At 71.9% G+C, this 18,134-nt stretch carries 17 protein-coding genes; 16 read left to right on the plus strand and 1 reads right to left on the minus strand.

Annotation, left to right across the window (positions count from 1 at the left end; translation table 11 throughout):
- From ACTWJ9_RS30845 to ACTWJ9_RS30895, 11 genes are all read left to right on the plus strand, one after another.
- The gene (locus ACTWJ9_RS30845) at nt 1-1,185 is read left to right on the plus strand and encodes an acetyl-CoA acetyltransferase (RefSeq protein WP_443295971.1); all 1,185 of its coding nucleotides are present in this window, start codon (nt 1-3) and stop codon (nt 1,183-1,185) included.
- Nucleotides 1,182-2,351: an acyl-CoA dehydrogenase family protein gene (locus ACTWJ9_RS30850; RefSeq protein ID WP_443295972.1), complete on the plus strand. Its 1,170-nt coding sequence runs from the start codon at nt 1,182-1,184 to the stop codon at nt 2,349-2,351. Before ACTWJ9_RS30845 ends, ACTWJ9_RS30850 begins: the two co-directional genes overlap by 4 nt.
- Nucleotides 2,348-3,385, plus strand: a complete 1,038-nt coding sequence (locus ACTWJ9_RS30855; protein ID WP_443295973.1) for an acyl-CoA dehydrogenase family protein — start codon at nt 2,348-2,350, stop codon at nt 3,383-3,385. Before ACTWJ9_RS30850 ends, ACTWJ9_RS30855 begins: the two co-directional genes overlap by 4 nt.
- Before the next feature lie 37 nt (nt 3,386-3,422).
- Nucleotides 3,423-4,208: an enoyl-CoA hydratase/isomerase family protein gene (locus ACTWJ9_RS30860; protein WP_443295974.1), complete on the plus strand. Its 786-nt coding sequence runs from the start codon at nt 3,423-3,425 to the stop codon at nt 4,206-4,208.
- Nucleotides 4,209-4,253: 45 nt separating this feature from the next.
- Nucleotides 4,254-5,399: an acyl-CoA dehydrogenase family protein gene (locus tag ACTWJ9_RS30865; protein WP_443295975.1), complete on the plus strand. Its 1,146-nt coding sequence runs from the start codon at nt 4,254-4,256 to the stop codon at nt 5,397-5,399.
- Between the two features lie 11 nt (nt 5,400-5,410).
- Nucleotides 5,411-7,231: a class I adenylate-forming enzyme family protein gene (locus ACTWJ9_RS30870; RefSeq protein ID WP_443295976.1), complete on the plus strand. Its 1,821-nt coding sequence runs from the start codon at nt 5,411-5,413 to the stop codon at nt 7,229-7,231.
- Nucleotides 7,218-8,030, plus strand: a complete 813-nt coding sequence (locus ACTWJ9_RS30875) for an enoyl-CoA hydratase/isomerase family protein (protein ID WP_443295977.1) — start codon at nt 7,218-7,220, stop codon at nt 8,028-8,030. The genes ACTWJ9_RS30870 and ACTWJ9_RS30875 overlap by 14 nt, the downstream gene beginning before the upstream one ends.
- Before the next feature lie 112 nt (nt 8,031-8,142).
- On the plus strand, nt 8,143-8,529 hold the full coding sequence (locus ACTWJ9_RS30880; RefSeq protein ID WP_443295978.1) for a Zn-ribbon domain-containing OB-fold protein: 387 nt from the start codon (nt 8,143-8,145) through the stop codon (nt 8,527-8,529).
- Nucleotides 8,526-9,686 carry a thiolase gene (locus tag ACTWJ9_RS30885; protein ID WP_443295979.1) on the plus strand — a complete coding sequence of 387 codons (1,161 nt, stop codon included), beginning with the start codon at nt 8,526-8,528 and terminating at the stop codon, nt 9,684-9,686. Before ACTWJ9_RS30880 ends, ACTWJ9_RS30885 begins: the two co-directional genes overlap by 4 nt.
- Nucleotides 9,687-9,729: 43 nt before the next feature.
- Entirely contained in the window at nt 9,730-10,473 is a 744-nt protein-coding gene (gene fabG, locus ACTWJ9_RS30890) for a 3-oxoacyl-ACP reductase FabG (RefSeq protein ID WP_443295980.1), read from the plus strand.
- On the plus strand, nt 10,470-11,276 hold the full coding sequence (locus ACTWJ9_RS30895) for an SDR family oxidoreductase (protein ID WP_443295981.1): 807 nt from the start codon (nt 10,470-10,472) through the stop codon (nt 11,274-11,276). The genes fabG and ACTWJ9_RS30895 overlap by 4 nt, the downstream gene beginning before the upstream one ends.
- 102 nt (nt 11,277-11,378) lie before the next feature.
- Here ACTWJ9_RS30895 and ACTWJ9_RS30900 read toward each other — a convergent pair whose 3' ends face one another.
- A complete protein-coding gene (locus ACTWJ9_RS30900) occupies nt 11,379-12,347 on the minus strand; it encodes an FCD domain-containing protein (protein WP_443295982.1) in 969 nt (322 codons plus the stop codon).
- Nucleotides 12,348-12,510: 163 nt separating this feature from the next.
- Between ACTWJ9_RS30900 and ACTWJ9_RS30905 the strand changes: the two genes are divergently transcribed.
- Genes ACTWJ9_RS30905 through ACTWJ9_RS30925 form a run of 5 tightly spaced genes read left to right on the plus strand, consistent with a single transcriptional unit; the run spans nt 12,511 to nt 18,118 of the window.
- Nucleotides 12,511-14,274: a phosphotransferase gene (locus ACTWJ9_RS30905; RefSeq protein ID WP_443295983.1), complete on the plus strand. Its 1,764-nt coding sequence runs from the start codon at nt 12,511-12,513 to the stop codon at nt 14,272-14,274.
- On the plus strand, nt 14,271-15,494 hold the full coding sequence (eno, locus tag ACTWJ9_RS30910) for a phosphopyruvate hydratase (protein WP_443295984.1): 1,224 nt from the start codon (nt 14,271-14,273) through the stop codon (nt 15,492-15,494). The genes ACTWJ9_RS30905 and eno overlap by 4 nt, the downstream gene beginning before the upstream one ends.
- On the plus strand, nt 15,491-16,387 hold the full coding sequence (locus ACTWJ9_RS30915; RefSeq protein ID WP_443295985.1) for a C-terminal binding protein: 897 nt from the start codon (nt 15,491-15,493) through the stop codon (nt 16,385-16,387). The genes eno and ACTWJ9_RS30915 overlap by 4 nt, the downstream gene beginning before the upstream one ends.
- Nucleotides 16,384-16,779 carry a carboxymuconolactone decarboxylase family protein gene (locus tag ACTWJ9_RS30920; protein ID WP_443295986.1) on the plus strand — a complete coding sequence of 132 codons (396 nt, stop codon included), beginning with the start codon at nt 16,384-16,386 and terminating at the stop codon, nt 16,777-16,779. Before ACTWJ9_RS30915 ends, ACTWJ9_RS30920 begins: the two co-directional genes overlap by 4 nt.
- Nucleotides 16,772-18,118 (plus strand): phenylacetate--CoA ligase family protein, encoded by a 1,347-nt coding sequence (locus tag ACTWJ9_RS30925; protein ID WP_443295987.1) that lies wholly within the window; start codon nt 16,772-16,774, stop codon nt 18,116-18,118. Before ACTWJ9_RS30920 ends, ACTWJ9_RS30925 begins: the two co-directional genes overlap by 8 nt.
- Nucleotides 18,119-18,134 lie beyond the last annotated feature (16 nt).

Below are 18,134 nucleotides of genomic sequence, written 5' to 3' on the forward strand. Positions count from 1 at the left end.
ATGCCAGTCTCCCGCGAGGTCGCCATCGTCGGCACCGGTGTGACCCGGTTCGGCGTTCTGTACGACCGGTCCTACACCAGCCTGATCCACGAGGCCGCCACCCAGGCCATGGCGGACGCCGCCATCGACCCTGAGCGGGTCGAAGCCGCCTGGCTCGGCACCGCGGAACCTCTGCTGGGGGCCCTTGTCGGCGACTCGGGTGCCGCCGTCACCGAGGCACTCGGCTTCGCCCCCCGCCCGGTCACCCGGGTCAGCAACTTCTGCGCCACCGGCATGGAGGCGGTACGCGGAGCGGCCCTCGCTGTCGCCTCCGGGGAGTACGAGGTGTGTCTGGCGATCGGCGCGGAGAAGATGCGCGACGTACCGCCGCGCGGTTCCCTGGTCGCCAAGACCGTCGAGCAGTCCCACCCCGTGATCGCCAAGGGGCGCACCGCCCCCGGCCAGTTCGCCCTCGTCGCCTCGCGCTATCTGGAGACCTACGGATACGGGCGCGAGGTGCTGGCCGAGGTCGCCGTGAAGAACCACGCCAACGCCGTGCACAACCCGAAGGCCCACTTCCGCAGGGCGATCGGCGTGGACGAGGTGCTGTCCGCTCCCCTGGTCGCCGACCCACTCGGCCTGCTGGACTGCACACCCACCACCGACGGCGCGGCAGCCGTCGTGGTCTCCTCCCGCGCCTGGGCCGAGAAGCACGCGAGCCACTACGCGCTGGTCGAGGGCATCGCCCTCGCCTCGTACGCGGGGTACTACCCGGCCCTGTTCCGCGGCGACAACGACTTCCTCGGCTTCGGCGCCACCCGCGACGCGGCCCGCGACGCCTACCGGCAGGCGGGCATCACCGACGCCCGCGCCCAGCTCGACCTCATCGAATGCCACGACTGCTTCACCATCACCGAGATCGTCAACACGGAGGATCTCGGCATCTTCGATCGTGGCCGGGGCGCGGCCGAGTTGATGGCCGGGACCACCCGCGCCGACGGAGAGATCCCCGTCAACGTCTCCGGCGGCCTCCAGTCCTGCGGCCACCCCGTCGGTGCCAGCGGGGTGCGGATGGTCGCCGAGATCACCGACCAGATCACCGGCCGGGCCGGAAGCCGTCAGCTGCCCGGCGCCCGGCGCGGCCTCGCCCACAACCTCGGCGGCCCCGGCGCGGTCGCCGCCGTCACCGTCCTGGGAGCGCCATGAGCACCCCGTACCAGCGTCTGTCCCTGCACGGACACCGCCTCGCCGGAGCGGGCGGGCTGCGGGCCGAGGTCCGCGCCTTCGCCGCCGAGGAGATCGCGGCCGGGCACTGGACCCCCCGATGCGACAACTGGCTCATCGGCTGGGACCCCGCCTTCAGCGAACGGCTCGCCGCGCGCGGCTGGGTCGGCATGACCATCCCGGCCGAGTACGGAGGCCAGGAGGCCGGGGCGCTCGCCCGGTTCGTCGTCACCGAGGAACTGCTGGCCGCCGGTGCGCCCGTCGCGGCCCACTGGATCGCCGACCGGCAAACCGCGCCCCAACTGCTCGGCTTCGGTACCGAGGAGCAGAAACGGCGCTTCCTGCCCGAAATCGCCGCCGGCCGTACGCACTTCGCCCTCGGCATGTCCGAACCCGACTCCGGGTCCGACCTTGCCTCCGTGCGCACCCGCGCCGAACGGACCGACGGCGGCTGGCGGGTCACCGGACGCAAGATCTGGACCAGCGGGGCCCACCGCGCCCACTACCTGACCGCGCTGGTGCGCACCACTCCCCGTGACGAGGCCACCGGCCGCCACGACGGTCTCAGCCAGCTCATCCTGGACCTCGCCGACCCCGGCATCGAGGTCCGGCCCATCCGGCTCCTCAACGGCGAGGCCCACTTCGCCGAGGTCGTCATCGAGGACGTGTTCGTGCCGGACGCGATGGTCCTCGGCGAGATCGGCCAGGGCTGGCGCCAGATCAACGCCGAACTCGCCTACGAGCGCAGCGGCCCCGAGCGCGTGCTGTCCACGGCCCCGCTGCTTCTCGCCCACCTCGACGAGATCGCGGCTCGCGGTGGCACCGCCGACCCGGTCGGCCTGGGCCTCGCCCTGGCCCGCCTCTCCGCGCTGCGCGGCCTCACCGCTTCGGTCGCGGTCGAGCTGACCGGCGGCCACGCTCCCGACGTGGCCGCCGCCCTGGCGAAAGACCTCGGCACCCGCTTCGAGGGGGAGGTGGTGGACGTAGTCCGCCGCAGCCGCCCCGCCGGGCGGCCCGAGGACACGAACAGCGCCGAGACCGAGCGGCTGCTGAGACAAGCCGTCCTGCAGCAGCCGGGCTTCACACTGCGCGGCGGCACCACGGAGATCCTCCGCGGTGTGGTGACCCGAGGAATGGGACTGCGATGAATGGCATCGACACGGCCGTGTCCGCGCCTGCCTACGAAACCGATCATGTCGACGCGCTCGACGGCGCGGTCGCCGAGATCGTGCAGCGGTACGGGGAGGCGGCGCACGAGCCCGCGGGGCGCAGAAAGCTCTGGAACGCCCTGGAGCAGGGCGGGTTCACCCTGCTCTCCGTGCCCGAGGAGACCGGCGGCTCGGGCGGCTCGCTCGCCGACGCCGCCGTCGTGCTGCGGCGCTGCGCCTACGCGGGGGTCAGGCTGCCTCTGGTCAGCACCCTGCTCGGGGCGTGGTCGTGCGCCTGGGCGGAGACGGAGATCCCCTCGGGACCGCTCGCCTTCACCTGGTCCACGGCCGGTCCCGGCGAGCCGGTCCGGCTGCCCTGGGCCCCCTTCGCCGACCGGCTCGTCCTGCTGAAGCCGTCCGAACTCGTTGTCGCCGACCGCTCGGCGGGCGCCGTGCGCGAGATCGCCGACGGTCCCTTCACCGGTGAGCCGCTGGGGGAGAGTGACACCCTCGCCGGACTGCCCGGCGTGCGGTTCCGCTCTCTGCCCACCGCCGAACAGGCCCTGCTCAGAGGCGCGCTGCTGCGCTCCGCCGAACTGCACGGTGCCGCCGCCTCCGCCCTGGACCAGGCCGCGCAGTACGCGGGCGAGCGCGAGCAGTTCGGTCGGGCGCTCCACCGCTTCCAGGCGGTCGCCCATCTCCTCGCCCAGTGCGCGGGCGAGGTCGTGGCCACCGGAGTCGCCGTGGACGCGGCGATCGCCGCGGCCGACGACGACGGCGCCGCTCCGGAGCGCGCCGAGGCCGCCGCCTTGGTCGCCAAGATCCAGGCGTCCGCGACGGCGGGCAGGATCGCCGCCGCCACCCACCAGATCCACGGCGCGATCGGTTTCACCGAGGAGCACCCGCTGCACATCAGCACCCGGGCCCTGTGGCAGTGGCGCGACGACTACGGCGACGAGCACCACTGGGCCGCCCGGCTCTCCGGCCTCGCCGAGAAGCACGGGCGCAAGCTCTGGGAACTCCTCGCAGACTGATCACACCACCCGCCACCAACCCTTCAGGAGACATCAGATGGCGCTTGACTACGTGGTGGACGACCACGGCGTCGGCCTGATCAGGCTCAACCGTCCCGACCGGCACAACGCCTTCACCTTCGCCATGATCGACGACTGGGCCGACGCGCTCACCAGCGCCGCCCGCGACGACCGGGTGCGGGCCGTGGTCCTCACCGCCGCCGGGCGCTCCTTTTGCTCCGGCGTGGACCTCGACGAGCTGAACGGCGTGGACCGCACCCCGCTGGCCCGCCGCCGCATGCTCACCGACCGGGTCCACAAGGTCGCGTACGCGGTCGACGCTCTCGACAAACCGCTCATCGCCGCCGTGAATGGCGCTGCGGTCGGCGCGGGCATGGACATGGCCTTGATGTGCGACATCCGGTTCGCGGGCCGGTCGGCCCGTTTCTCCGAGGGGTACGTCAAGGTCGGCCTGGTCCCCGGCGACGGCGGCTGCCACTATCTGCCCCGCATCGTCGGCACGGCTCGCGCCCTGGAACTGCTGTGGACGGGCGACTTCGTCGACGCCGAGGAGGCGCTGCGGCTCGGCATCGTCACCCGGGTCCACGAGGACGGCGAACTCCTGGACGAGACGCTCGCGTTCGCCCGCCGCCTCGCCGCCGGCCCGCCCGTCGCGCTCGCCGCGATCAAGCGCGCCGTCCACCAGGGACTGCGCGCCAACGACCTGCGGACCAGCCTCGACCTGATCGCCTCCCACTTCGCCGTCGTCCAGTCCACCCGGGACTCCGCCGAGGCGCTGGCCGCGGCCAAGGAGCGCCGCGCCCCCGTCTTCCGCGGCGACTGACACACCCAGCCCACAGACAGTAGGGCGGAGGAGGGAGAGCAGAACATGCGACGCACCATCTTCGACGAGACGCACGCCGCCTTCCGGCAGACGGTACGGAAGATCCTCGCGCAGGAGGTCGAGCCGCACGCCGAGCGGTGGGAGGACGAGGGGATCGTCCCCCGCGAGCTGTACCCGAGACTCGCACAGGGGGGGCTGCTGGGGCTCCAGATCCCCGAGGAGCACGGTGGCGGCGGCCAGCGCAGTTTCCTCTACAACGCGGTGGTCACCGAAGAGATCGCCCGGGGCAGCTCGTTCCTCGGCCAGGTCAATCTGCACATGAACGTGGTCGTGCCCTACTTCCTGCACCTCGCCACCCCGGCCCAGCAGGCCCGCTGGTTGCCGGGTATGGCCTCCGGCGCGACCATGGGCGCGATCGCGATGACCGAGCCCGGCACCGGCTCGGACCTCGCGGGCATGGCGACCACCGCCGTACGCGAGGGCGACCACTGGATCCTCAACGGAGCGAAGACCTTCATCACCGGCGGCGCCCACGCCGGCCTGGTGATCGTGGTGGCGCGCACCGCCCGTACCGAGGACCGGCGCGGCGGGCTCACCCTGCTCGTGGTGGAGGACGGCACGCCCGGCTTCACCCGGGGCCGTCCGCTGCGCAAGCTCGGCCTGCACGCCCAGGACACCACCGAACTCTTCTTCACCGACGTACGCGTCCCCGTGGAGAACGTGCTCGGTGAGGAGGGCGGTGCCTTCGCCCATCTGACTTCGAATCTGCCGCAGGAACGGCTGTCGATAGCGGTCGGCTCCCAGGCGATGAGCGAGGCGATGATCACCGAGACCGTCGAGTACGTGACCAGCCGTCAAGTGTTCGGCAAGAGCCTGGCCACCTTCCAGAACACCCGCTTCACGCTGGCCGCGCTGGCCGCGCAGGCGGAGTCCGTGCGCCACATGGTCGACCGGGCGCTGGCCGAACTGGACGCCGGGGAGCTGTCCGCGGCGGACGCCGCCAAGGCCAAGCTGGTGGCCACCGAACTCCAGGGCCGGATCGCGGACGAGTGCCTGCAACTGCACGGCGGCTATGGGTACGTACGGGAGTACCCGATCGCCCGGCGGTACGCGGACGCGCGCGTGTCCCGTATCTACGGCGGCTCGAACGAGATCATGAAGTCCATCATCGCCAAGTCCCTCGGTCTGTGAGGGGGTTCACGATGACCGGCAACCATGGCAGCAATCGCCCGCGAACCTCGCCCGAGACAGCCTCCGGAATCTCTTCCGACACCTTCCCCGCCTGGCCGCACCCGCTGCCGCACACCATCGAGGGCTACGACGCCCCGGTCACCGCCGTGCTCGCCGGCTCCGCCCGGCGCTACGGCGAACGGACCGCCCTGCGCCACGAGGGCGAGGAGGTGTCGTTCGTCGCGCTGTACGGGAGGGCCTGCGCCGTCGCCCGCACCCTGCGTGAGCATGGTGTGGGACGTGGCGACGTCGTCGCCGTACAGCTCGACAACGGGCCCGCCTACCCCATCGGCTACTACGGCATCCTGCTCGCCGGGGCCGCCGCGACCCCGCTGAGCCCGATGCTGACCGTGAAGGAGGCCCGCCGGCAACTGCTGGACTCGGCCGCCGTCGCGCTGCTGGCGGAGGCGGGGCCTGACTGCCGCGCCGCGGCGGACGAGAAGGACAAGCTCACAGGCACCGCTGTCCGCCTGGTTCTGGTGCGCGGCGGGGCCGGCCCCTGCGGCCCTGGTGCGGATGCTGTCACCCGGGTCCCGATGCCCGAGTCGCCCGCCGCACCGCCAGAGGTCGACCTCAGCGGCGACGACGTCGCCCACCTCGTCTACACGGGCGGCACCACCGGCGTGCCCAAGGGCGTCCGGGTCCTGCACCGCAACCTCACCGCCCAGACCCTGCAGTACGCCTGCTGGCGCACCGGTTCCCGTCCGGCCGCCGACGGCCACGGTGGCATCGTGGTCGAGCCGTTGCCCGGCGACGGCTTCCTGCTGCGGCTCGGCGCGGTCGAAGTCCTCACCGCCGCACCGCTGTTCCACTCCATGGGCCTGGTTGGGCTCAGCCAGCACATCGCCTCCGGGGCTACCTTGACCACCATGCGCCGCTTTGACGCGGAGGCGTTCCTCGACTTGGTCGAGCGCCACCGGGTCCAGCATGTGCTGGGCTCGCCCGCGATGTACGCGATGCTAATGGAGAGCCCGACGCTGAAGTCCCGCGATCTGACCTCCGTACGGGCGCTCGGCTGCGGCTCGGCGCCGCTGTCCGGCGCGGTCGCCGCCCGCCTCGAGGAGGCGTTCCCCGCGGGCCGGGTCTGCCAGTCGTACGGGATGACCGAGGCCACCCTCGTCGTCACCGCCGCGCCCTTCACCGCCGTCACGCCGCGCAAGCCGGGCAGTTGCGGCATTCCGCTGCCGGGTACCCGCGTGGAGATCCGTTCACCGAAGGACGGCCTGACCGTCCTGCCGCGCGGCGAGCGCGGCGAGGTGTGGGTCAGCGGCCCGCAGATCGCCGCCGGTTATCTGAACCGGCCCGGGGACACCGCGGGAGCGTTCGTTGAGGGCTGGCTGCGCACCGGCGACCTCGGCCACCAGGACGACGATGGAGACCTGTACGTCACCGGCCGTCTCAAGGACATGCTCATCTACAAGGGGTACAACGTCTACCCCCGTGAACTGGAGGAGCTGCTGCTGCACCACCCCTCGGTGGCGTCCGCCGCGGTCGTCGGCCGCCCCGACGGGATCGCGGGCGAACTGCCCGTCGCCTTCGTCGTGCTCCGGACGCCCGTCGGCGGCCAGGAGTTGCTGACCTGGGTCAACGCCCAGGTGGCGGCGGTCAAACGGCTCCACGAGGTGCATGTGGAGGAGGCGCTGCCGCTGTCCCGCGTCGGCAAGGTGCTCAAGGGGGAACTGCGGGACCGGCTCGCCGCGGAGCAGGCCCCGGCGGCGGGACCGGCCTCCGCGCCGGTCGCCTCCCCTGCCGTGTCCCCGCGCGAGAAAGGAGCGGGTCGTGTCCGCGACTAACCCCGCAGCCGCTGCCCGGGCGTCCGACGGCTCGGCCGCGATCCTGGTCTCGGAGGAGGACGGCACCCGCGTCCTGACCCTCTCCCGCCCCGGCCGGCTCAACGCCCTCGACGACGTCGGCCGCGCCCGGCTGCTCGCCGCGCTGCGCCACGCCATGGCCGACCCCGCGGTGCGGGTCGTCGTCCTCACCGGCGACGGCCGCGACTTCAGTGCGGGCGGCGACCTCAGGGCGATGACCACCGACCCGGAGATCGCCCGGCCCCGGCTGGAAGTCGTCGCGGAGATGATCCGCCTGATAGCGGCCGGTCCCAAACCGGTGATCGCCGCCGTGGAGGGCCGGGCATACGGGCTGGGCCTCGGGCTCGCCGCCGCGTCCGACCATCTGGTCGCCGCATCGGACGCCACCTTCTGCTGTCCGTTCGGCCGGGTCGGTCTGACCGCGGACGGCGGGCTGCACACCACGCTGCCCGCGCGAGTGGGGGTCGGCCGGGCCAAGACCATGCTCCTGTTCGGCGAGATCGTGGACGCCGGTCTGGGCGCCGAATGGGGCCTGGTAGACCGTGTCTGCGCCCCGGGAGCCGCGCTCGCCGAAGCCCTGACGGCGGCCCGCAGGCTTCTCCGGTCGGCTCCGCTGCCGATGGCCGAGACCAAGCGGCTCCTGGCGGGTTCCGCGCCCGGTCTGGAGGAGGGGCTGCGGGGTGAGGCTGAGGCGCAGGCCCGCCTGGTCGCCTCCGCCGACTTCACCGAGGGCGCGGAGGCCTTTCTCGCCAAACGCCGTCCGGTCTTTCGGGGCCGCTGACCCGCCCCGGACCGCCCACCCGGCCGAACGTCCGGGCCCGTCACCCCACCGACCGTGTCCGGTCCGCCGCCCGGCGGTTGGGTCCCTCGTCCCCGTACTCCTGGAGATCACCATGTCCCACGACCCTGGCCCCGCCGCCGACCCCTTGTCGGCGTACCGAGCCGGTCTCGCCGAAGGCCGACTGCTCTATCAGCGCTGCACCGCCTGCGGGAAGGCCCAGTTCTATCCCCGTGTGCTCTGCGCCCACTGCGGCGAATACGCGCCCGAGTGGCAGGAGAGCGCCGGCGCGGGCGTCGTGTACGCCACCTCCGCGATCCACGAGCGCGGGGCCGAGCCGCGCAACGTCGTCCTGGTCGATCTGGACGAGGGGTTCCGGATGATGAGCCGCGTCGTCGGGGTCCCGGCCGACTCCGTGGCGATCGGCGCGCCTGTACGGGCCCGTGTCGTCGAGGAGGCGGACAGGCCCGTCGTCGTGTTCGAAGAAAGCGGTGCCGCATGAGCGCCGGACTGCGTGGCCGTACGGCCGTGGTGGGTGTGGCCGAGTCGGCGCTCGGTGAGGTCGGCCCCGGCTTCACCCCGCTCGATTTGATCGGCCAGGCCGCGCATGCCGCCCTGGCCGAGGCGGGGCTGACCACGCGGGACGTGGACGGCCTGTTCACCGCCTCCTCCAACTACCCCGCGGCCCCGCTGGACACCGCCGAGTACCTGGGCGTCCGCCCCCGCTTCCTCGACGGTTCCCTGGTGGGCGGCAGCTCGTTCGTCTCGCATCTCCTGCACGCTGCGGCGGCCATAGAGGCGGGGCTGTGCGAGGTCGCGTTGATCGCGTACGGCAGCACCCAGCGGTCGGCGGCGGGAAAGCTGATGGTGCGCACCCGGCTGAACCCGTACGAGGAGCCGTACGGCCCCCGCTTCCCGGTGACGATGTACGCGCTGGCCGCCTCCCGTCACATGCACGAGTTCGGGACCACGAGGGAGCAGCTCGCCGAGGTCGCGGTGGCCGCCCGTCAGTGGGCGGCGCTCAACCCGAAGGCGTTCCTGCGTGACCCGCTGACCATGGACGATGTGCTGTCCGCCCGGACGGTCAGCTCCCCGCTGACCGTGCGGGACTGCTGCCTGGTCACCGACGGCGGTGGCGCGGTGGTCCTGACGAGCGCCGAGCGCGCCCGCGATCTGCCGCGCAAGCCCGCGTATCTGCTGGGCGTCGGCGAGGCGACCTCGCATCAGGTGATCAGCCAGATGCCGGATCTCACCACGACGGCCGCGGCCGTCTCCGGTCGGCGGGCGTACGCGGCGGCCGGGCTGGGCCCGGCGGACGTCGACGTCGTCCAGCTCTACGACGCGTTCACCATCAACACCCTCCTCTTCCTGGAGGACCTGGGGTTCTGCGCCAAGGGAGAGGGCGGCGCGTTCGTCTCCGGCGGCCGGATCGCTCCCGGCGGCGAGTTGCCGGTCAACACCAGCGGCGGCGGGCTGTCCTACTGCCATCCGGGCATGTACGGCATCTTCCTGATCATTGAGGCGGTCCGGCAGATCCGCGGCGAGTGCGGCGAGCGCCAGCGCCCGGACGTGGACGTGGCCCTCGCCCACGGCAACGGCGGAGTGCTCTCCAGCCAGGTCACCGCTCTGTTCGGCTCCGAGGCCGCACTGTCCCGCTGACTCCTGAACCAGTTCGACGAGTAACAGAAGGAAGGTGGACCGCATGGGTCTGCTCGATGGCCGGTCGGCCGTGGTCACCGGGGCGGCCCGGGGTATCGGTGAGGCGACCGCGAAGGTGTTCGCGGCGGAGGGGGCGAAGGTTGTCGTCACCGATGTGGACCTCGCCGGGGCCGAGGCGGTGGCCGCCGCGATCACCGCGGACGGCGGCACGGCGGTCGCCGTGCGCTGCGACGTGACCAGCGAGGACGAGGTCCGGGCGGCGGTCGCGGCCTGCAAGGAGCATTTCGGCTCGGTCGACGTGATGGTCAACAACGCGGGTATCACACGCGATGTGACGATGCGCAAGATGACCCTGGACGACTATCAGATCGTCATGGACGTGCACCTCAAGGGCGCGTGGCTAGGCACCCGTGAGGCGGCGGCCGCCATGCGCGAACAGGGCAGCGGAGCCATCGTCAACATCTCCTCCCTCTCCGGGAAGGTCGGCAACCCCGGCCAGACGAACTATGCCGCGGCCAAGGCGGGCATCGTCGGTCTGAGCAAGTCGGCGGCCAAGGAGCTGGGGCACGTCGGCATCCGGGTCAACTCGGTCCAGCCGGGCCTGATCCGCACGCCGATGACGGCGGCGATGCGCCAGGACATCTTCGCGGCGCGCGAGAAGGACATTCCGCTCCAGCGTGCGGGGGAGCCCGAGGAGGTCGCCAAGGTCGTGCTCTTCCTCGCCTGCGACCTGTCGAGCTACATGACCGGCGGGGTCCTCGAAGTGACGGGCGGGCGGTTGATGTGAGCGCCAACCGGCCGGGGGCCATCACCCCCATGCTGCCGTCCGGTTCCTTCGACGGACGGGTGGCCCTGATCACGGGCGGCGGCTCGGGCCTGGGCGAGATGATCGCGTACCACCTGGCCGCCCTGGGGGCGACAGCCGTGCTGATCGGCCGCCGTGCCGATCCGGTGGAGGCGGTCGCCGCCGCGATCCGCAAACGCGGCGGCAGCGCCGACGCGTTCGCGGCGGATGTCCGGGACCGCGAGCGGGTCGAGGAGGTCGTGACGGAGACGGTCGCGCGGTACGGCCGGATCGACCACCTGGTCAACAACGCGGCGGGCAACTTCCGGGTCGCCCCCGAGAAGATGTCACCGAACGCCTGGAACGCGGTCGTGCGGATCGTCCTGGACGGCTCCTGGCACTGCACCCAGACGGTCGGCAGGCATGTGATCGGGCGTGGCGGCGGCGGGTCCGTCGTCAGCATCGGCACCACGCCGGCGCTGTTCGGGGGCGCGGACACCGCGCACTCGGCGAGCGCCAAGGCGGGCGTGCTGGCAATGACGAAGTCGCTGGCGCTGGCCTGGGGGACCCACGGCATCCGACTGAACGTGGTCACGCCTGGGCTGACCGACGACACCGGCGCCATCGGACAGTTGTTCCCCGACGCGGACGACTACCAGGCGAACCTCGCAAAGATCCCGATGGGGCGGCACGCCAACCGGGACGAGATCGCCTCGGCCGTGACGTATCTGCTCAGCGACCACGCCGGATACATCACCGGTCAGAACCTGATCGTCGACGGCGGTCGGAGCCTGGGCATCGGCTGAGCGCCGCCGCGTCCGTACGGCCTCGGGGCGATACGGACGCGGCGGACGGGCATAGAGGGAGCGGGGCCCTGCGCCACGGCCTCCGCCCTGCGCGGAAGTCACTCAGTCGGAGACTGCGACATGGGCGGCGATGCCGGTGATCGCGTGGGAATGGGCGGCCTCGCGCACCCGGTCGGCCTTCCCGGAGGCCACCGCGTCAATGATTTCCGTGTGGACGACCAGGCGCCTGCGCAGGTAGTCCCGCAGCCCGTCGGTGGGTACCACGGTGTCCACATGCTGTTCGAGGGTGAACAGCAGGCTTTCGTAGATCTGGCGGAGGAGCTTGTTGCGGCAGACGGCGGCGAGACGGTGGTGCAGCGACCAGTCGGCGAAGTAGAACGCCTTGCCGTCGCCGAGCAGCCCGGCCATCGTGGCCAGGATCTGCTCACAGTCCACAATGTCCTGCTCGGTCCGGTACTGGGCGGCCTCGATCAGCACCAGCGGTTCGAGGGCGTCCCGTACGTGGATGGCGTCGGCGACCGTGATCGCGCCCGAAGCGAGGGAGAGCAGCGATTCGCCGAACTGGAGCAGCCCGCCGTCCGAGACCGCCTCGTTCGCCGGGCCCTCGCCCACGGCTTCCTGCGCGGCGCGGGCCGGTTCGGTGGGATCGGGGTGGCGCTTAGGGTCTCCGGCGTCGCGCAAGAAAGGGAGATCGTTGCTGAGGACGGTCAGCTCGTGGCGGACGTGCTGCTCGTACGCGTCGCGGTGCTTGGCGACGAGATCGCGACCGGACTCGGTGATCTTGAGCAGCGCGGCTCTGGCGTCGATCTCGGACGCGGTGCGGCGCAGCAGCCCGCTGCGCTCCAGCCGGGTGACCAGGCGGCTTGAGCCGGACTGGCTCAGGCCCACGGCCTCATGGACCTTGCGCTGGGGAAGCTCGCCTCCGGGCGAGCGGGTGAGCAGTTCCAGGACCTCGAAGTCGGCCGCGCTGCCGATCCCTACGGTCCGCAGTACGGGTTCGAGCGTTTCATTGGCGACGCGCAGCCGACGGCTCAACTCCCGCCAGGTGTGCATCGCATCGATGCCGGTCATCGCTGGCCTCTCTGGGCTTGTGTGGGGGACTTCCCTGGAGTGGGTCGATGCCCAGTCTAATCTATGCTTGCGTAGGCATCTACTTGTATGTTCCAATGCATGCTCAAGCAAATTACTTTTCCGGGCCGCGCAGCGGAACGGCCCACCGAGCTGAAGGGGTGACGTGAGCGCTCTCAACTCCCGCCCGGTGTCCGTCTGCCTCACCTTCGACCACATGGGGGGCGGGCAGGAGGTCGGCCAGGGGCGACGCAGCAGTCCAGATGTCCACCGCCGGGACTTGGATACGGCTTTCCCGCGCATCCTCGACCTGCTGGACGGCCAGGGCGTGCCCGCCACCTTCTATGTCGAGGGCTGGAGTGCCCTGCACCACCCGGCGGCCGTGGAGGCACTGCTCTCCCGCGGCCACGACGTGGGCCTGCACGGCTGGGTGCACGAGCGCTGGGCCGGTCTTGGCCCCGACGAGCGCCGGCTGATCCTGCACGACGGCACCGCAGCCCTGCGCCTCGCCGGCTGCGAACGGCCCGGTTTCCGGGCCCCCGGCGGCATCCTCGCCCCCGGCGATCTGGAGCTGTTCGCCGAGGTCGGCATCCACGAGGACAGCTCGATCCTGCCGCAGAACGACGACCCCGATGCGCCCACCGTCCACGGGGACAGTGTGGTGAACGTGCCCTTCGTCTGGCCCGCCGTCGACTACTGGCAGTACGTGCTCAACGAGGAGTCGCCCGCTGACCCCGACGCGCTCGTCGAGCGCTGGCTCGAGCTGGTGGACGCGGCACGCAAGCGACCGGACCGGCTCTGTGTGCTGATCGCCCATCCCGGTGCCAGCGGCCTGGAGGACGACCGGTTCGAGGCCCTGCACCGAGTGGTCGACCATCTGGCGGGCGCGCCCGACGTGGAGTTCGTGACCGTCGCGACCGTGGCGGCGCGTGCCAGGGTCGCGGCGGGCGTCGCGGAGCCGGGGCCGTGGCAGCCGCCCGCCGGACCGGACTGGATCGCCTCCCGCGATCTGCCCGCGCCGCCGCCCGCCCCGGGCGGCGGCGCCGAGGAGTGGATTCCCTACCTGCACGCGCGCGGGGTGGTTCCCGACGGGCCCGAGCGCGAGACGATTCTCGGCGGGGTCTCCGCCGACGTGGTCCGGGTCGGCCACGTGGTCGTCAAGCGTCCCAAGCGCAAGCTCGACGTACCCTTCGACTGGCAGGCAGGCACCGGCCGCATCCTCGCCGAGGCGGCGGCCCTGCGGATGGCCGGGCCACTGGCCCCCGCGCCCCTGCACGTGGACGAGCGCCACCACGTCCTCGTACAGCCCTTCGTCCACGGGCACTCCTGGAAGCAGGAACTGCTCGACGGACGGGTCGATCCGCAGGTGGTGGACCGGGTCGCGAGCGCCCTGCAGGCCGTGCGGGAGATGCCCGTGGAGGGCATCGACGGGCACGAGCGTTTCCACCGGCTGCGGCTCGTGCCGTACTTTCTGGCGGCGGCGCACTCCGAGCCCTCGCTGCGGGCATCGATGCACGAGGTCGTGGACAGGCTCTCCGCCACCCGCACCCATCTGGTCCACGGCGACCTGTCGCCCAAAAACATCCTGGTGGAGCGCGTGAAGGACGGGCGGCCCACTGTCACCGTCCTGGACTGGGAGGTCGTGCACGCGGGTGACCCCGCGTTCGACCCCGCGTTCCTCATCACCCATCTCGTGGCCAAGGCGGCCCACCTGCCCGAGCTGAGCAGCGACTTCCTGCGGGCCGCGGCGACCGTACGCCGTGCCTGCTCGGACATCGACGACTCCTGGCTCGCACGACTGGTCGGCGCGCTCCTGCTGGCCCGTGTGCACGGCCAGTCCCAACTGGAATACCTGGGCCCCGCCTCCCGCGCGCGAGTCGCCGAACGAGGCCGGGCACTGCTCTTCGAAGGTGAGGGAATGCCGTGGTGAACGCGGTGGATAACAACGAGTCCGCGCAGTTCCGGGAGGGTGCGCGCCAGCCCGTGACCTCGGTGCGCGCCTGGGAGTCGCTGGACTCCCGGGCCCATCCCACCGTGGGCTGTGTGGTCACCCTGGAGAGCGGCCACCAGGGCCGGGCGCTCGTCCCCACCGGGGCGTCCGTCGGCCAGTTCGAGGTCGCCGACCTGCGCGACGGCGGCGCGCGGTACGACGGGCTCGGTGTCCGGGACGCGGTGGTGCGGATCGAGACAACCGTCGCCGAGACCCTGGCCGGGGTGCCGGCCGGCGAGGTCGACGACCACCTCGACGGCGGCCCGTCCAACGTGACCCTCGCGGTGTCCCAGGCTTCGGCACGCGCCGCAGCAGCCGCATCCGGGCAGCCCTTGTGGCGCTACCTGAACGGCAGCGGCGAAGTCAGCCTGCCCTGCCCGATGGTGAACATCTTCTCCGGTGGCCGGCACGCCGAGGGCGGAGTGCGTGTCCAGGACTTCCTGGCGATCCCCCTGGCGGCGGGCAGCTTCGCCGAGGCGATCGAGGTGGTGTGGCGGGTGCGCCGCCGGGCCGCGCAGCTCACCGAGGAGCGGTATGGCACGCTGATGTCCCGTCTCGTCGCCGACGAGGGCGGACTCGCCGTGCTCGCGGGCGACGATGCCGAGCCGCTCGAACTCCTCGCCCGCGCCATCGAGGACGTCGATGAGAACGTCGGCATCGCCATCGACGTGGCCGCCACCCAGATCGAGCGGCCCGAGGAGTTCCTGAGCACCCTCGAACGCTGGTGCTCGCGCTATCCGATCGTCTCCGTCGAGGATCCGCTCGACGACGACGACTGGGACGGCTGGACGGACGTCACCCGGCGGATCGGCCACCTCCAGCTCGTCGGTGACGATCTGTTCGCCACCTCCGCGGCGCGCGTGGACAAGGCCGCGGGGCTCGGCGTCGCCAACACGGTCCTGGTCAAGCCGAACCAGGTGGGCAGCCTCCGCCGGGCCGCCGACGCCGTCGCCGCCGCCCGCCACCACGGGTACGCCACAGTGGTCTCCGCCCGTTCCGGTGACACCGAGGACGACATGATCGCCGACCTCGCCGTCGGCTGGAACGCCGGGCAGATCAAGGTGGGGTCAATCATGCGTTCTGAACGTCTCGCGAAGTACAACCGCCTCCTGGAGATCGAAGCCGTCGACGGCGTCCGCTACGGCGGGTGGCCCCGATGAGCGCCGCCACCCAGCCCGCCAGGCGGGCTCTCATCACCGACATCGCCTGGCCCGACGACGCCGTGGAGCGCGGGGTTCTGGAAGCCGCCGGATTCGAGGTCGCGCTCGCACCCTCGGGCGACGAGGACACCCTCACCGCCGCAGCCGAGGGCGCCGACGCGATCCTGACCTGTTTCGCCACCGTCTCCGAGCGTGTCATCCGCAGCTCCCCGAAGCTGCGCGTGGTCGCCCGGCTCGGCGCCGGACTCGACAACATCGACACCGCCGTCTGCGCGGGCCTCGGGGTCGAGGTCACCCGGGTACCCGACTACTGCGTGGACGAGGTCGCCACCCACTCCCTCGCACTGGCCCTCGCGCTGTGGCGCAGACTCCAGCAGTACGACGCGGCCCTGCGTTCCGGCGCCTGGGGCACCGACCCGCAGGCCCTGCCCGTCCGCCGCCTGTCCGGCGCACGGGTCGCGGTCCTCGGCCGCGGGCGCATCGGCCGCGAGGTGGGCCGCCGCTGGGCGGCGCTCGGCCTCGAGGTCTCCGACACCCCGGTGGACGCGGACATCGTGTCCCTTCATCTGCCGCTCACCGACCAGACCCGGCGCAGCATCGACGAGAAAGTGCTGTCGTCGATGCGCCCCGGCGGAGTACTCGTCAATACGGGCCGTGGCCCGGTGGTGGACACCGATGCGGTCGTCGCCGCTCTGGACAGTGGGCAGCTCGCGGGTGCCGCGCTGGACGTGTTCGACACGGAGCCACTGCCGGCAGACAGCCCGCTGCGCTCCCGAGGCGACGTGATCCTCACCCCGCATGTGGCGTTCTACTCCCAGGAGGCCTTGGTCGAGCTGCGCCGCAGGGCGGCCGAGAGTGTGGTGGCGCACTTCGCCGGGGGGCCCGCCTCATGACCTCCCGTGAGCACCCGGCGCCGATGCCGTCCGGGCCGCGCGAGCGGGCACCCGTGCGAGTCCCCGACGCCCTTACGCCCCTCTTCGCCCACCATCCCGAGGCCCTGCCCCTGTTGCGGCAGGCAAGGGTCGGGCTGCAGACGCTGTCCGGCCTTCCGGACACGCAGGTCGAGATGGTGACGCTCGCGGCGCTGCTCGCCCTCGGCGCGCCCGCCGAGGCATTTCATGCCCACACCGTCAGAGCCCGTCGACTGGGCCTGTCGGAGGGCGAGATCTGGGGGGTGTTCGAGGCGCTCGCCGTGATCGTCGGAATACCCCGACTGGTGGCGGCGGTGCCCACGGTTGCCGCGGCTCTGGAGGCCGTCCGCAGTGAAGGAGCCAGTGATGACTGACCCGAACCATTTCTCCGGCCGCGCGGCGGACCGGCGCGACGCGCTGCTGCGCGACCAGATCGCGTACAACCTGCGCAGCCCGTTCTACCGTCGCCGCTTCGCCGAACTCGGTGTGGACCCGGCGACGGTGCGGACCATCGCCGACCTCGACGAGCTGCCCGTCTTCCTCCGTCCGCAGGAGCACCGCGCCCTGCAGGAACGCTCCCTGGAGGCAGACGGCCACGCCTTCGGCGACTTCCTGTGCGCCGATGTACGCGACGTGGTCTCCGTCAGTTCCACCTCCGGTACCACCGGTACCCCGATCCTCTACGCCTCCACCAAGGCGGACGTGGCCCTCACCAACGAAACCTGGGAGCGTGCCTTCCGGTTCATCGGCATGCGCCCGGGCGACGGCGCCGTCGTGGGCTTCGGCCTGTCCATGTACCTCGCCGGCATCCCCCTGGTGCGCGCTCTGGAGACGGCCGGAATGCGCACGGTCGCCGTCGGCGCGGAGTCCGGCACCGTCAAACTGCTGCGCCTGATCGACATCATGCGGCCACGCGTGCTGGCCTGCACCCCCAGCTACGCCGAGCATCTGATCGAGCGTTCCCCCGAGGTGCTGGGCCGCTCGGCCGCCGATCTCGGCATCGAGATCCTGCTCTGCGCGGGCGAGCCGGGCGCCGGACTCCCTGCGGTGCGCCGCAAGCTCTCCGACGGCTGGGGCGGCGCCCGGGTTCACGACATCCTCGGCGGCATCCACGGAGTCATCAACGTCTCCTGCGACGCCGAGGAGTACCAGGGCATGCATGTGCTCTCGCCCGACTACGCCGTCACCACCCAGCTCGTCGACCCCACCACCAAGGAGCGCGTCGAGGTCACCGACGGCGCGATTGGCGAACGCGTGAAGACAGCGCTGCGCTGGGAGGCCGCTCCCCCGTTCCGGTACTCGGTCGGCGACATGTACCAGGTCTTCACCGAGCCGTGCGCCTGTGGCCTCGGCGCCGAGCGGATCAAGGTGATCGGCCGGGTCGACGACCTGCTGATCGTCAAGGGCGTGAAGGTGTACCCAAGCGCGGTCAAGGACGTGGCGGCCTCCTTCGTGCCCGAGCTCTCCGGCGAGCTGCGCATCGTCCTCGACCAGCCGCCGCCGAGGGTGGTCCCTCCGCTGTGCGTGACGATCGAGGCGGGCGCAGGCACTCCGCCGTCGCGGTACGAGGAACTGGCGGGCTCCTTCGCATCGGCGATGCACCAGCGACTCAGCATCCGCCCGAAAGTCACCGTTGTCGAGGCGGGCACCCTGCCACGTGCCTCGCACAAGGTTCAGTTGCTGGAGGTGAAGACCCCACAGCCAGACTCCTGACCGTCAATCGCGCGCC

The sequence above is a fragment of the Streptomyces sp. GDS52 genome (genome assembly GCF_052246875.1).
GTDB classification, from domain to species: domain Bacteria; phylum Actinomycetota; class Actinomycetes; order Streptomycetales; family Streptomycetaceae; genus Streptomyces; species Streptomyces cathayae.

What these genes read in the sequence shown, in the direction of transcription:
- ACTWJ9_RS30845 (WP_443295971.1), top strand. Translation starts at nt 1, where the DNA reads ATGCCAGTCTCCCGCGAGGTCGCCATCGTCGGCACCGGTGTGACCCGG.
- ACTWJ9_RS30850 (WP_443295972.1), top strand. Translation starts at nt 1,182, where the DNA reads ATGAGCACCCCGTACCAGCGTCTGTCCCTGCACGGACACCGCCTCGCC.
- ACTWJ9_RS30855 (WP_443295973.1), top strand. Translation starts at nt 2,348, where the DNA reads ATGAATGGCATCGACACGGCCGTGTCCGCGCCTGCCTACGAAACCGAT.
- ACTWJ9_RS30860 (WP_443295974.1), top strand. Translation starts at nt 3,423, where the DNA reads ATGGCGCTTGACTACGTGGTGGACGACCACGGCGTCGGCCTGATCAGG.
- ACTWJ9_RS30865 (WP_443295975.1), top strand. Translation starts at nt 4,254, where the DNA reads ATGCGACGCACCATCTTCGACGAGACGCACGCCGCCTTCCGGCAGACG.
- ACTWJ9_RS30870 (WP_443295976.1), top strand. Translation starts at nt 5,411, where the DNA reads ATGACCGGCAACCATGGCAGCAATCGCCCGCGAACCTCGCCCGAGACA.
- ACTWJ9_RS30880 (WP_443295978.1), top strand. Translation starts at nt 8,143, where the DNA reads ATGTCCCACGACCCTGGCCCCGCCGCCGACCCCTTGTCGGCGTACCGA.
- ACTWJ9_RS30885 (WP_443295979.1), top strand. Translation starts at nt 8,526, where the DNA reads ATGAGCGCCGGACTGCGTGGCCGTACGGCCGTGGTGGGTGTGGCCGAG.
- fabG (WP_443295980.1), top strand. Translation starts at nt 9,730, where the DNA reads ATGGGTCTGCTCGATGGCCGGTCGGCCGTGGTCACCGGGGCGGCCCGG.
- ACTWJ9_RS30900 (WP_443295982.1), bottom strand. Translation starts at nt 12,347, where the DNA reads ATGACCGGCATCGATGCGATGCACACCTGGCGGGAGTTGAGCCGTCGG.
- ACTWJ9_RS30915 (WP_443295985.1), top strand. Translation starts at nt 15,491, where the DNA reads ATGAGCGCCGCCACCCAGCCCGCCAGGCGGGCTCTCATCACCGACATC.
- ACTWJ9_RS30920 (WP_443295986.1), top strand. Translation starts at nt 16,384, where the DNA reads ATGACCTCCCGTGAGCACCCGGCGCCGATGCCGTCCGGGCCGCGCGAG.
- ACTWJ9_RS30925 (WP_443295987.1), top strand. Translation starts at nt 16,772, where the DNA reads ATGACTGACCCGAACCATTTCTCCGGCCGCGCGGCGGACCGGCGCGAC.